At 64.5% G+C, this 12618-nt stretch carries 10 protein-coding genes; 1 reads left to right on the forward strand and 9 read right to left on the reverse strand.

The genetic code is table 11. From position 1 onward, the window contains the following. Positions 1–17: 17 nt before the first annotated feature. The 8 genes from K368_RS0121270 to K368_RS0121305 all read right to left on the reverse strand — a co-directional run bounded on the left by K368_RS0121270 (position 18) and on the right by K368_RS0121305 (position 9420). The gene (locus K368_RS0121270) at positions 18–1418 is read right to left on the reverse strand and encodes an ethanolamine ammonia-lyase subunit EutB (RefSeq protein ID WP_027174111.1); all 1401 of its coding nucleotides are present in this window, start codon (positions 1416–1418) and stop codon (positions 18–20) included. A gap of 63 nt (positions 1419–1481) precedes the next feature. Next, positions 1482–2243, reverse strand: coding sequence for a hypothetical protein (locus tag K368_RS0121275; RefSeq protein ID WP_027174112.1), 762 nt, complete (start codon positions 2241–2243; stop codon positions 1482–1484). Positions 2244–2446: 203 nt separating this feature from the next. Beyond that, positions 2447–3307 carry a transglutaminase family protein gene (locus K368_RS0121280; protein ID WP_027174113.1) on the reverse strand — a complete coding sequence of 287 codons (861 nt, stop codon included), beginning with the start codon at positions 3305–3307 and terminating at the stop codon, positions 2447–2449. A 150-nt stretch (positions 3308–3457) separates the two neighbouring features. Continuing rightward, positions 3458–4051 carry an LUD domain-containing protein gene (locus K368_RS0121285; protein WP_027174114.1) on the reverse strand — a complete coding sequence of 198 codons (594 nt, stop codon included), beginning with the start codon at positions 4049–4051 and terminating at the stop codon, positions 3458–3460. Positions 4052–4556: 505 nt separating this feature from the next. Further along, positions 4557–6146: a lactate utilization protein B gene (locus K368_RS0121290; RefSeq protein ID WP_027174115.1), complete on the reverse strand. Its 1590-nt coding sequence runs from the start codon at positions 6144–6146 to the stop codon at positions 4557–4559. Then, on the reverse strand, positions 6143–6886 hold the full coding sequence (locus tag K368_RS0121295) for a (Fe-S)-binding protein (protein WP_027174116.1): 744 nt from the start codon (positions 6884–6886) through the stop codon (positions 6143–6145). Before K368_RS0121295 ends, K368_RS0121290 begins: the two co-directional genes overlap by 4 nt. Before the next feature lie 93 nt (positions 6887–6979). Beyond that, the gene (poxB, locus tag K368_RS0121300) at positions 6980–8740 is read right to left on the reverse strand and encodes a ubiquinone-dependent pyruvate dehydrogenase (RefSeq protein ID WP_027174117.1); all 1761 of its coding nucleotides are present in this window, start codon (positions 8738–8740) and stop codon (positions 6980–6982) included. 80 nt (positions 8741–8820) lie between these two features. Beyond that, positions 8821–9420 carry a cysteine hydrolase family protein gene (locus K368_RS0121305; RefSeq protein ID WP_027174118.1) on the reverse strand — a complete coding sequence of 200 codons (600 nt, stop codon included), beginning with the start codon at positions 9418–9420 and terminating at the stop codon, positions 8821–8823. A gap of 286 nt (positions 9421–9706) precedes the next feature. Between K368_RS0121305 and K368_RS0121310 the strand changes: the two genes are divergently transcribed. Continuing rightward, complete coding sequence (locus tag K368_RS0121310; RefSeq protein WP_027174119.1) at positions 9707–9982, forward strand: hypothetical protein; 276 nt, start codon at positions 9707–9709, stop codon at positions 9980–9982. A 966-nt stretch (positions 9983–10948) separates the two neighbouring features. Here K368_RS0121310 and K368_RS27690 read toward each other — a convergent pair. Continuing rightward, the gene (locus K368_RS27690; RefSeq protein ID WP_081739633.1) at positions 10949–11224 is read right to left on the reverse strand and encodes a hypothetical protein; all 276 of its coding nucleotides are present in this window, start codon (positions 11222–11224) and stop codon (positions 10949–10951) included. Positions 11225–12618: the final 1394 nt, after the last annotated feature.

Below are 12618 nucleotides of genomic sequence, written 5' to 3' on the forward strand. Positions count from 1 at the left end.
GGTGGGGCCTTCGGCGCTCATGCGGCGATCCCCTTCCGGGCGGACAGGCCGGGGGCCGCTGCGATGAGCCGGGCGCTCGGCCCCTCGGGCAGCAGCGCCCCGTCCGTATCGGTGAGGCCGATCTGTTCGAGCCACGCCTCGAATTCCGGCGCGCGTTTCAGTCCGAGCACCTCGCGGACATAGAGCGAGTCGTGGAACGAGGTGGATTGGTAGTTCAGCATCACGTCGTCGGCACCGGGAATGCCCATGACGAAGGTGCAGCCGGCCGCTCCCAGCAGGGTCAGGAGCGTATCCATGTCGTTCTGGTCGGCCTCGGCATGGTTGGTGTAGCAAACGTCGCAGCCGAGCGGCAGGCCCATGAGCTTGCCGCAGAAATGATCTTCCAGCCCGGCCCGGATGATCTCCCTGCCGTCATAGAGATATTCCGGCCCGATGAAGCCGACCACGGTGTTGACGAGGAGCGGCCGGAACGGGCGCGCCACGGCGTAGGCACGTGCCTCCAGGGTCTGCTGGTCGATGCCGTGATGGGCGTTGGCGGAGAGCGCCGAGCCCTGTCCGGTCTCGAAATACATGCAGTTGTCGCCCACCGTGCCGCGCTTCAGGGCGAGCGCCGCCTCGTGCGCCTCCTTCAGGATCGGCAGGGTCACGCCGAAACTGGCATTGGCCTTCTGCGTGCCCGCGATGGACTGGAACACGAGGTCCACCGGCAGGCCACGGTTCATCGCCTCCAGGGTGGTGGTGACGTGGGTGAGGATGCAGCCCTGCGTCGGGATCGCGAGCCGCTGGATCAGGTCGTCGAAGAGGTGGAGCAGGCCGCTCAGGGTGGAGACCGAATCGGAGGCCGGGTTGAGGCCGATCACGGCATCGCCGCAGCCATAGGACAGCCCGTCGACGATGGCGGCGGTGATGCCGGCGGCATCGTCGGTGGGGTGGTTGGGCTGGAGGCGGACGGAGAGCCGGCCGGGCAGGCCGATCGTGTTGCGGAACTTCGTCACCACCCGGCATTTGCGCGCCACCAGGATCAGGTCTTGGTGGCGCATGATCTTCGAGACGGCGGCGGCGATCTCCGGCGTGATGCCGGGCGAGATCCGGGTCAGCGTCTCCGGGGACGCCTTGATCAGGAACTCACGGAAGTCGCCGACGGTGAGATGGGCGATCTCCTTGAAGGCCACCGCATCGTGCGTGTCGAGGATGAGGCGGGTGACGTCGTCCTCTTCGTAGGGGATGAGGGGTTTCGCCAGAATCTCCGACAGCGGCACCTCGGAGAGGCACCAGCGCGCCGCCATCCCCTCCTCCGCCGATTCCGCGGCGATACCGGCGAGCCTGTCGCCCGAGCGCAGGGGTGTGGCCTTGGCCATCAGGGCGGCGAGGTCTGCGAAGACATGGGTCTTGGGGCCGACGACGTGCCGATAGGTCATTTTTCAACGCTCCTGCATCGCCGTCGCGAAAATCGGCCGTCGCGAAAATCGAGCCATCGGTGATTATCGGTGTTCCATCTCGGGCTGTGGGGCGAAAAGACCGAGGTTCCGGAAGATCTGAGCTTCGAGCACGGCGCGGAGGACCAGACTGAAGACAAGCAACGGGCCGAGCAACACGCCGGTCAGGATCAATGCCGAGGCCGCCGGTTTTCCTGTCCCCAAGCCGCCGACGAGGACGACCGCTACGCCCACGATGAGAACCACGGCGACGAGGGGGAACGCCGTGCGAAAACAGATGTAGAAGATCGTCCAGATCCGTCCGGCCGTGGCCTCGAACGCTCCCCTGGCCGTGGCTTGCGATTCTTCGATGGCGAGGGCCGGTCCAACGGCGAAGAGACGCAGCGTCAGCCAGAAGCAGAGGATGAACAGGAGAGCGGACATGATGCCGTTGAACGGCGTGGACGTGATCCAGACCTTGGACCAGAGGCGCCCGAGGAGAAACCATCCCAGTTGATAGGCAAGGAAATCCTTCCGCCGGACGGCGTCCGCAAGCAAGCTTCGGAGGCTGCCCACCGGCAAGCCCAAGGCGTGGCGGTAGATCGCCATCGTGTAAGGAACCAGAAGGACGGTGACCAGGACATCGACGATGAGTCCCAGCGCCGCGACCGTTGGACGTGTGGATGTTTCCGTCACGGCGTCGACAAGGCCCTGGACGACGATGAGGGCCGTGATGGCGCTCGTCTCGCGCCATAGCGATCTGACTGTCTGAAACGATGCCTCATAAGCTGCGAAGGTCGTTCCGCGGGTCTGAAGGGGGATAGCCATCGCGCCTCGTTCCATCATGGGATCCAAATGGGACGCGGCCAGCTATAGATGGCAATGTCTCCTTTCGATTGAAAAACCGGCGATTGCTCCAACCGGATCGACTTCATCCACAAGGTTGTCCAAGACAAATCCAACCGACCCTGCAGGATCGGAAGGACGCCGGACGCGGATCACAGGATGCCGTCATCCTGTGATCCGTTCGTTCAGGCCGCGCCCGCATGCGGGGCCGGCAATTCCGTCGAAATGGCATCCACCGTGCGCTGGGGCGGGCTGCCGAGGCCGTCCGAGCGGGCGATGCGAATCTGCTGGTTGACCGGCTGCATGTTGCCATAGGGCGTCGAGAACGCGATCTCGGCCGCATCCCGGCCGACGCCGATACGGACGAGCCCGTCGAGATCGGCCTGACGCGTGGCGTCGAACAGCCACCAGCGGCCGTCGAGATAGGCCTCGAACACCGCGTGGAAGTCGCTGGGCACGAGTCCGTGAGCGTAGCAGCTCACGAAACGGGCGGGGATGCCCAGGGCCCGGCAGAAGGCCGTGCCGATATGCGCGAAATCGCGGCACACGCCCGCGCGCTTGAGCAGGCTCTCGTCGGCGGTGGTCTCGCCGTCGCTGGTGCCGGGCTGGTAGGTCAGGTGGTCGTGGATCCAGTTGCAGATCGCATTGACGCGCTGATGCCCTTTGGGATGCGCCCCGAACTCGGCCTGCGCGAAGGGCGTCAGCCGGTCGGACGAGACGAAGCGGCTCGGCAGCAGGAAGGGCAGGATGTCGAGGGGAAGCTGCGAGATCGGCGTCTCGTTGATCGTGGCCGGATCGGCCCGGTGCACGGTGAGCTCCACCTCGGCATTGTACTCCAGGGAGAACTGGCCGGCGGGGACGTTGACGCCGAGATAGCGGTTCTGCAGGTCGGGCGAGATGTAGATCTCCCGCTTCAGGTCGGGCTTGAGCGTCAGGGTCTCGCTGAGGATGTCGAGGCTCTTCAGGCGAGCCACTTCGATGTTGAAGATGAAGGTCGTGTCCGAGAGTATGTTATAAGACAGGCTGCAACCGAGCGTGTAGCGCATGGACGTTCCTTCCTCTGTTGGGGATGTCCTAGCAAGGATTACGCCCGTCGCAGCAACGAGAATCCTGCGGTAAAGGCCAGGTTCGGCCGTTTCACGGCGGTAGAGCCATGCGAGACGCGCCCCGCCGGTTGCGTCCCTGCGCCGTTCTTGTCAGGCGCGCGGGAGCAGGATCACGGTGAGCGAGCGGACGCCCTGCGCGCCGTGGATCAGCACGCCCTCGATATCGGCGGTGGCCGACGGTCCGGTATGAAGCACGGCATAAGCGGCGCGGCCGAAATCCGGCCGGCGATAGGCCGCCTGGATGTTGACCAGGATGTCGGCGGGATCGAGCAGCACGACGAGGTGCTGGGCGAGATAGGCCACCGCGTTCACTTGCAGCTCGTCCTGCGTGAACAGAACGGACCCGGTCTCTGCCACGCCGAACACGGCACGGACGACGGCGACGTCGACATCGGCGAGATCACCCGGCAACGCCACGCGGGAGAGATCGCGGTTGCCGGCGATCTCGGGCACCGCCGAGGCGATCACCGCGCTGTCGTCCAGTCGCTCGCGCACGTCGGCGAACGGGTCCTCGCCCGGAACCGGCGCCGCGATGCGCCCGCCCATGCGCTTCAGGCGCTCGCCGAACTCCGCCACGAGATCGTCGCCGACCAAGGGCTCGAAGTTCGGGATTTCCGGGAGGGGATGATCTCCGGCGGGCCGGTTCCGACGGATGCGGGCCAGGGTGTCGTCGCGTGCGCTCACCGGCCGACACTCCAACGACGATCGTCCTGCCGCGCCGAGGCTGCGCACTTCCCTCTCACCCCCGGGCCTGCGACATTCACACATCTCGCGGGCAGCACGGGTCCCCTCTCCTGAGGGGAGAGGGACAGGGTGAGGTGTGTGACCTCTGCGGAGATGGACCACACCTCACCCCAGCCCTCTCCTTCCAGGAGAGGGAGACGGTCGCGCCTCATGTCGAAACCTTTTGAATGGAGCGAACAGCCCTCGAGCAGAGGGGCGGATCCAGTAGCCGCAGAGCGGGGAGAGGGCCATAGGGACCTTGCCGTCCCTATGGTGAGCGAAGGCGGAGCCGAAGCGAGGGTGAGGGGATATCTCCGGACTAGTCTCCTCCGGATGCTCCCCCTCACCGTCGGCTGCCGTATCGGCTCGCCCCCCGACGAGGGGGAGACGCGCCCCTCTACCCGCGGGCGGGGAGAGGGGGTGCGCACCAGCCGAAGTGATCTTGCCGACAAGGAAGAAGCCCTACTCACGCATCCGTCTCCGGCTTCTTGTCCATCCGATTCTGTTTGTACCAGCTGTGGAAACTCTGGCGCGGGCTGTCGGGCATCTCGCGGCCCTTCCCCCAGGTGTTGAGCGGGTTGTAGACGGCAAAGCGTGGCAGTGCCTTGAGGGCCGAATCGGCGGCGCCGATGGCCGCGCGGTAGGTGGCCGGCCGGCTGAGCACCTGTCCGGCCGCCTTCATCATGCCCTGCTTCAGGAGCGGGATCTGGTGCTCTTCCGCCAGCACCTTGCGCCAGGCGAAGATCTGCTCGTGGATATTGATCTTCACCGGGCAGACGTTGGTGCAGCTGCCGTTCATGGTCGAGGAGAACGGCAGGGTCGAGTATTTCCGCTTGTTGAAGGTCGGGTCGATGATGAGCCCGATCGGGCCGGAATAGGTGGCGCCGTAGGAGAGGCCGCCGCTGCGCCGGTAGACCGGGCAGGTGTTCATGCAGGCGCCGCAGCGGATGCATTTGAGCGAGGTCCAGAACTCTTCCATCCCGAGCCGCTCGGAGCGGCCGTTATCGACCAGCACATAATGCATGTCCGAGCCAGTCCGCGGCTTTCGGAAATGCGAGGTGTACTGGGTGATGGGTGAGCCCAGCGCCGAACGCGCGAGCAGGCGCAGGAACACGCCCAGATGCTCGATGCGCGGGATCAGCTTCTCGATGCCGATGGAGTGGATCTGCAGCTTCGGCACGTTGCCCGACAGGTCGGCATTGCCCTCGTTGGTGCAGGTCACCACCGTGCCGGTCTCGGCGATGGCGAAATTGCAGCCGGTCATGCCGGCATCCGCCTCCAAAATCAGGGGGCGCGTATGCATGCGCTGGCTTTCGGCCAGGTAATGGGCGTCGTCGTTCTCGGGGTCCGTTCCCATGGTCTTGGCGAAGACGGCGGCCACGTCGAACCGGGTCTTGTGCACCGCCGGCACCACCACGTGGCTCGGCTCCTCGTTGTCGAGCTGCTGGATGCGCTCGCCGAGATCGGTCTCGATCACCTCGATCCCTGTGCCTGCCATGTAATGCCGGAAGCCGCATTCCTCGGTGAGCATCGACTTCGACTTGATCAGCGACTTGGCGCCGTGATCCTTGAGGATACCGTGGACGATGCGGTTGTGCTCGGCCCCGTCCGCCGCCCAATGGACGTGGACACCGTTAGCCTTTGCATTCGCCTCGAACTCTTCGAGATACCGGTCGAGGTTCGACAGGGTGTGCGCCTTGATCTGCGAGGCGAGGTCGCGCAGCTCCTCCCATTCCGGAATGCCGAAGGCCGCCGTGTCACGCTTCTTGCGCAGATCCCACAGGCGCTCGTCATGGGCTTTCTGGTGAAGCGGAGCCGCGAGGAAGCGCTCGGCGGCCTCGGCCTGATCGATCGGTCGGTTGCCGCGGATCTTGGCACCGCGCGGTTGAGGCTCCCGCGCCGCCTTCGCCTTGGGCTCGGCGCTGATAGGCCTCGTCGTCGCTTCGGCATGATCGAGGCGGCGGCCATCCTGGCCGCGCTCGCTCTCATCGTCGGCTTTGGCGACGTCGGGATGGATCATGCGGTCGCGGGGCCCGCTTTCCTCATTCGCGCTCATGCCGAGACTCCATTGAGGATGCGGGCGATGTGGATGAACTTGAGCGGCACGCCGATCCGGGCGGCGCAGCCCTTCTGGTGCATCATGCAGGACGAGTCGGACGAGACGACGTATTCGGCCCCGGCACGGCTGTGGTCGCTGACCTTGTCGTAGCCCATCTTGGCCGACACGGCCGGCTCGAACACGCTGAACGTCCCGCCGAAGCCGCAGCATTCGTCCGGCCGGGCCGGAGTGACGATCTCGATCCCCTTCACCTTGGCCAGGAGATCGAGGGGCTTCGAATAGGCCGGCTTGTTGAGCTCGGAGGGCCGCGCGTGATGGATGCCGCGCAGGGCATTGCAGTTCGAATGATACCCGACCTTGTGCGGGAATTCGGCCCAGGGGAAGGAATCGACCTGGAGCACGTCGTGGAGAAACTCCACCAGCTCGAAGGTCTTGGTGCGGACGTCCCTCACCTCGTCCGTCTGCGGGATCGCGGTGAGATGCTCGCGTACCTGATGCACGCAGGAGCCGGACGGGGCCACGATGTAGTCGAACGGGGCGAAGTTCTTGACGAAGAGCGCTTCCGTCGCGGCGGCCTCGGCATGGCAACCGGTATTGGTCATCGGCTGGCCGCAGCAGGTCTGGTCGAAAGGATAGGACACGTCGAGGCCGAAGCGTTCCAGCAATTCCAGCGTCGCGATGCCGACTTCAGGCTCGAAAGCATCGACGTAGCACGGCACGAACAGTCCGATGCGCATGGAAAGCGGTCTTCTCTCCTGGGATGCGGCAGCGCCCATCAGCGGATGCCGCATCGCGGTGCAGTTTGGATACGTTCAAAGGTCGCCTTTCATCTACCGGATGATGTTGGTTTTGGCGAGGTCGAGAACCGAATCCCCCCGGCCGCTCATCACCGCACGGAGCAGGTAGAGGCTGAACCCCTTCACTTGCTGGCCGTCGATCTTTGGGGGAATCGAGAGCTCCTGGCGGTTGACCACCACGTCGAGCACCGCCGGGCCGTCATGGGCGAGCACCTCGCGGATCGCGCCCTCCAACTCGGCGGGGTCTTCCACCCGCACCGCGTGGAGGCCGGCGGCGCGCGCCATGGCGGCGAAGTCCGGGTTGTCCAGGGCGACGCCGGTCTCGAGATAGCCCGCGGCCTTCATCTCCATCTCGACGAAGCCGAGGGAGCCGTTGTTATAGATCACCACCTTCAGCGGCAGCTTCTCCTGCCGCAGGGTCAGCAGATCGCCCATCAGCATGGTAAAGCCGCCGTCGCCGGACAGGGACACCACCTGCCGGCCGGGACAGGCCGCCTGGGCACCGATGCCCTGCGCCATGGCATTGGCCATCGACCCATGGACCCACGAGCCGAGGAGCCGGCGCTTGCCGTTCATCTTCAGGTAGCGTGCGGCCCAGATCGTCGGCGTGCCGACATCGGCGGCGAAGACCGCGTCGTCCGCCGCGGCCTCGCTGAGGAGCTTGGTGAGATATTGCGGATGGATCGGGGACTTGGCGGATTTCAGGCCGAACCAGCCCTTGGTCGGGGCGCCGGTGGCGAGATCGTCGAGATCGTCCCGTGCCTTGGCATAGTGCTTCAGGCTGGCATCGAGCCAAGTGCGGTCGGATTTTACGCCGAGCTTCGGCAGAAGCGCCGTGATCGTGTCGCGCACGTCGCCAACGAGGCCGAGATCGAGCTTCGTCCGCCGGCCGAGCTGGTTCGACCGCAGATCGACCTGCGCCACCTTGGCATGAGCCGGATAGAACTGCTTGTAGGGAAAATCGGTGCCGAGCATCAGCAGCGTGTCGCAGTCACGCATCGCCGCGTAGCCGGACGAGAACCCGATGAGGCCGGTCATCCCGACATCGTAGGGGTTGTCATACTCCACGTGCTCCTTGCCGCCCAGGGCATGGACGATGGGGCTCTTCAGCGCCTCGGCGAGCTGCAACAGTTCGGCATGGGCGCCGGCACAACCCCGGCCGCAGAGCAGTGTGATCTTGGACGAGCCGTCGAGGAGTTCTGCGAGGGCGTTGAGCTCGGCTTCCGCCGGGCGGATCACCGGCGCTGCGGGCAGCAGGCCGGCATTGGGCGCGATGGCGCGGGCCGGCGCATCCTTCAACGCCACGTCGCCCGGAATGATCACCACGGCGACACCGCGCTGCCCCACCGCGGCGCGGATGGCGTTCTCGAGCACGAACGGCAGCTGCGACGGGTCTGAGACGAGTTCGCAATAATGGCTGCACTGCGCGAACAGGGCCTTCGGGTCAGTCTCCTGGAAGTAGCCGGAGCCGATCTCAGCCGAGGGGATATGCGCGGCGATGGCCAGGACCGGGGTCCGGCTCCGGTGGCAATCGAACAGCCCGTTGATGAGATGGACATGGCCGGGGCCGCAGGAACCGGCACAGACTGCCAGCTCCCCCGTGATCTGGCTTTCAGCGCCGGCAGCGAAGGCGCCGACTTCCTCGTGGCGCACATGCACCCAGTCGATGACGCCCCGCGCCCGGATCGATTCGGTGATGGCATTGAGGCTGTCGCCGACGACACCGTAGATCCGCCGGACACCCACCTGCTGCAAGGTTTCGACGACGAGATCCGCGACAATGTCGATTTTCATGGCTCAAGCTCCTGCTTCAGAATTCGAACGATGGTGCGCCGCACACGTTCCCCTCGGAGAGAGAGAGACGCGGATCCGTGTCACTCCGCGATATCGCCGACGCTCGGAGCGATCACGGCAAAGAGGTCGCCGAGGGTGGCGAGGCTCGCGGCCTGCAGGGCGCTCGCGCTCACCACCGAACCATCGGGGCCGGGCAAGGCACGGGTGGCAGTGGTGGACGCCACCACCGTGGGGCTGAAACCGAGGTTGAAGGCACCGCGCGCCGTCGAGTTGATGCACATATGCGTCATGAAGCCGGCGAGCAGCACCGACTGGACTCCGGACTCTTCCAGATGCGTCTGCAGGTTCGTGCCGACGAAGGCATTGGGATAGTTCTTCACGATGACCGTCTCGCCGTCTCGCGGTGCCACCTCGTCGCTGATCCGCCCGATGGCGGCCGAGATGTCGTAGGGCGACCCCTGCCCGGCATCGTGCTGGATGTGGACAATGGGGATACCGGCGTCCCTCGCGCGGCCGAGAAGTTCGCGCGCGGCGCGGATGGCGGGCTCCACCTGCTCCAGGCGCATGATTCCCTCGCGGTAGGTGTTCTGCAGGTCGATCATGATGAGGGCGGAGGCCCGGAGTCTGGCCGGTGCCGGGCTCAGGCCCGAGACGTCGCGCAGGGTCTTGAGGTCTGTCATGGCGGACTTTCGATCTGTCGAGGACATGGACGTGTCGGGCGAGGAGACCTCATCTGGGGGCGGCGTCAATCCCGTCCGTCGCGGCGGGGATGCCCGCTCCCGGTTGGGGCGGAAGGCGGTCGATAACCCGTTCTCAATCACGAAATCGCGCGCTCAAGCTCGCCGGCGTCGGAACGCGCGTCAGGCGGCGGAAATGTCAGAATTCGTTCAGCGATCGGGTGTCTTGATGCAGCACGCCCCGAGGTGAAGCTGAGGTCCCGAGGGGATGCGATCTGGAGTTCCTGTCATGAAGCACGTGAAGACTTTGGGCCTCATCGGCGCCGTCATCGGCGGCCTGACGATGGCTGCCGCCACCACCACGACGGCCGAAGCCGCCGGCGGCTGCGGCTACGGCTATTATCCGTCCGCGTTCGGTTGCCGGGCCACGTCCCGCGCGTTCGGCTATTACGCGCCCCGTCCGGTGCCGGTCTACGGCTATGGCTACGGTTATCGGCCGTACTACCGTCCGTATTACCGGCCCTACGCCTATGCGCCCCGCCCCTACGTGCGGTTCGGCTTCTGACCGCTCAAGAACGATGCTCCCGGCCGGTCGGGAGCATCCTTGCCCACCGGTAAGACCCCACGGGCATCCCGTGACGATCCACGAGGCGCTTCCGAGCCAGCGGAGGCGCCTTTCTCATGTCAGGAGGGTTTGGTGACTGAAGCGCCTTCGGCAGTTTCGCGTGGCCTCCCTTACAGGAGGCATTGAGGGCGTTCACGGCGACCGCGTTTGGCAGGAGTGTGTAATGTGGATGACCAATATCGCCTATCAATAACACAACATGTAGTGTTCGACTTCGAGGTAGGCGCAACACGTCGCGCCATCGGACGAATGAGGAGCATGCGCTGGGGCTTCGGAGGAAGCTCGGCCTCAAGGACCAACACCACATCGATATGATGGCAGTTATACAAAAGCTAAAGCATACAGAGTCCGGTTTCGTCTATAGGATAGTGCCTGATTGGCAAATGCCAGACGCCGAAGCTCAATGGGAGGCGGAAAGGATGACGGTTCGTCTCCGTTAAAGTGAATTCCAAGGCATGCAGGCCCAGCATTCCTGTGCTCGTATGACGGCCACACACGCAGTTGTACATAATTCACTCGGGCATAGCGGGTTAAGAAACCGCAGTCTAGTTAGGAATGCTGTAGAACGGTCTGCTGCTGAGGTGAAATGTGAGGAGGGTGAGGCAAGAAGACTTGCCGCCATGATCCTGGCCCCTGCTCATCTGATTCGCCCACCGACCCGATTCAAGACATCAGTACGCGCTTCGGATTAAGTCTTGAAGCTGCTGGCTTCAGGAGGGAAGAGGTAACCGAGCTTGAGCGGCGTGCGTTGGGCAAGCCAAAAGAGTTACCTCAGAATGTAATTGATCACCTTAAGGAAGCGAAGCGCCGTGGACAGAAGGTTACGGCTGACGTGGTAGGCGATTAAGAGCGAGAGGCCGGGATCTCAATCCATGCCCGGCCTCCAGCCAAACTCAATCTGCGCAGTTAGCGAGTGGGAGCGCTGGCACCCTTACCCGATGCCCCCGGTGATGACCCCGAGCCTGCATCGTTGGCGCCCGTGCTGTTCGTGGTGCCCGACCGGCTCTTGTCGCCCGTCGAGGGTCCGCTTCCGGCAGCGCCCGGCGAAGACCCGGCGCCCGCATCGTTTGGCCCGGTCTTATCCATCGTACCGGACTTCGTGGTCCCCGAGCCGCCTTCCGCAGCGAGGGCGGCCGATCCCAAAAGAAGAGTGCTGGCGAGGGCGAGCGTAATGGCTTTCATGGCGTTTCTCCCTGATGTTGGCGTGAAGCACGCTCGGGCAAACGCAGGCTTCCGATGTGACGTTCCGGCACAGGGGAAGGTGACCATCCGGTAGGGCGCAAACTCTTCCCTAATGAACCAGGGGTCACCCGTATGAGTGGCCATACTCGTGCCAGCGGATCAGCATTTCCCCCTATGCCCGCCGCTGGGGGCGCCTCGGGCAGAACCTTATGCCCGGCCTTCTCCCCACCCGAAGGCGATTGCCTCAGCCGTTCCTATCGCTCTAGCATCACGATATTGGCCGCGCGGTCATGCGGTCCCAGGCCGGATGAGGTTTCCCCATGTTCGTGGACGAGGGTTGGAAGCCGCCGAGAGAACCAGCGTGGGAGCCGCCGGCCCGTAAGACTCCGCTCACCAAGGCGCAGGAGCGGGCGGTGGTCTGCATTATCGGCCTGAATGCTGTGCTTCTGTTCGTTGCTCCCGTAGGCGGAGCGTCCGTGGTTCACGCCTTCATCGCTCTGTTCGGGCAGAGGTAGGCAAGGTTTGGCGGAAGGGTGCCGGCTCCGCGTCTTCCCGCGAGGGCTCATAGCAGCACCAATTGCAATAGCCCTTCGCCTCGACCTTCGGCGCATTCCGTTGAGAGCATCGCGGGCAAATCAGTAAGGCAAGCTTGAGGCCCAGCATGCGGCCGAGCCCACGGCCCTTAAAGGTGACATCCGTCAGGGCTTGAGGTGGCATGAGAGGGGCTTCTGGCATCAGCACTCCTGGCAAGGGGAATAAGGAAGTCTGCTGGGTCAACGACCCCGGCCAACTCAGGTTCACTACGGCGTGCCCTGCTATGACACCAAGCAGCGACGACGATCTCGGTGTCCGGCCGCTGAAGTGCCCCGCGGTACTCTTCGTGCAAGGCTCGAAGGGCCGAGCCGTCAGCGTTTGCAACGTCACGTCCGACGCCCCTCCGGCCAACAGGTCTCGGCTCCAAGTCCGCCCACTGGGCTCGCTCGTCCGCCGATTGGTCATAGCACCGCGTATCACCGTCAGACCTCTGAGCGTCCTTGTCAGCCAGAAGCCTTGCCATGACCTTCCTCTCGATCTCATCGACCTGCGGTAGGACCGTAAAACGACCTGTGCTTGGCATGCTCGGCGGCCTCGAAATCAGCCATGCAGTCCCGGCAAACACGAAAAGCCGTCTGCTTTGCGGTAGCCGGTGATTTGGTCCTGAGGCTGAGCTTCCAGTTCGCCTTCCCGACCCACGGAGCGGGCATGAAGGGGCAAAGGTCCACCGGCATGACGCGCGGCGGAGATAGTACGTGCCGAGCTTGTCCCGGACGGATATGACATCAGCGCCATGGCCTATTTGCACCGCTCGACTGTGTGACCAGAGGGCGCCTAAGGCACTGATATGATGAGAATTC

This window comes from Methylobacterium sp. 10 (assembly GCF_000519085.1).
Taxonomy (GTDB): domain Bacteria; phylum Pseudomonadota; class Alphaproteobacteria; order Rhizobiales; family Beijerinckiaceae; genus Methylobacterium.